This is a genomic window from Acinetobacter sp. YH01007 (assembly GCF_013420425.1).
GTDB lineage: Bacteria > Pseudomonadota > Gammaproteobacteria > Pseudomonadales > Moraxellaceae > Acinetobacter > Acinetobacter towneri.
Window position 1 is genome coordinate 1 of record NZ_VOYC01000049.1, and the last position, 1,180, is coordinate 1,180.

Annotated in this window: 1 protein-coding gene; it reads left to right on the top strand. The window is 45.1% G+C overall.

The annotated features are described in order from the left end of the window. Positions 1–17 precede the first annotated feature (17 nt). On the top strand, positions 18–1,180 hold a 1,163-nt coding region (locus FTT74_RS13830), incomplete at its 3' end, for an ISNCY family transposase (protein WP_179989182.1).

Here is a 1,180-nt window from a genome sequence, read left to right on the forward strand (position 1 = left end):
TTGATATGTTGGTGTCTATGTCGGATAAAGAACTTAAACGATTGTCGGTCGTGCAGGAAATCTGCGATCAACGCATAACTCAATCCCAGGCTGCTCAGCTACTTCATATTTCAGAACGTCAGATCAGACGCTTACTGCAGAAATACAAAGCTCAAGGTCCCGCTGCATTAGCCCATGCCGGTCGTGGCCAAATCAGCAATTCCAAACTTCCTGAAGAACTCAGACTCAAGTGCCTCAATATTGTTTCTGACCAACTCCATGGTTTCGGACCCACTTTAGCGCATGAAAAGCTCACCACCGTACATGGATTCGATCTTTCAGTAGAAACCCTGCGTTCCTGGATGATTGCAGCTGACTTATGGATTCCTCGATCCAAGCGCCTGAAACGCCCGTATCAGCCTCGTTACAACCGGGATTGCTTTGGTGAACTGATCCAAATTGATGGCTCATATCATGACTGGTTTGAAGGACGCGCTGCTAAATGCTGTCTGCTGGTGTTTATCGATGATGCTACAGGAAAATTGCAGCATTTACGCTTCTGTGAATCAGAATCAGCCTTTGATTATATGATTTCAACACGCTTGTATGTTGAGCAGCATGGTAAGCCGTTGGCATTTTACAGCGACAAACATTCAGTCTTCAGGGTGAATCAAAGCAGCAAGAAAGACACCAAGATTACCCAGTTTGGACGCGTACTCAGTACCCTGAATATCGATATCATCTTCGCCAATTCACCACAGGCCAAAGGCCGTGTGGAACGTGCCAACAGAACCCTTCAGGACCGTCTGATCAAGGAGATGCGTCTGGAAGGTATCAGCTCGATTGAGCAAGCTAATGCCTGGCTACCCTGCTTCATTGAGCAGTTCAATCAGAAGTTCGCCAAGATGGCTTTTAATCCTAAGGATCTACATCGGCCTATCACTGAAACAGCCGAAGAATTAGATGATATTTTTACTTGGCGTGAACCCCGCAGAGTCACGAATAGCCTGACGATTACTTATGATAAATGCGTATATCTCCTGGAAAACACCGAAGAAAATCAAAGGTTGATCGGTAAGTATCTTGAGTTCCTGGAATACCCGGATGGTACAGTCGCGATTGAATATCAGGGAAGAAAAATCAATTACAGCATCTTCGATAAATTAAGTCAGCTTAACCAGCGAGAGATTGTTGAGAATAA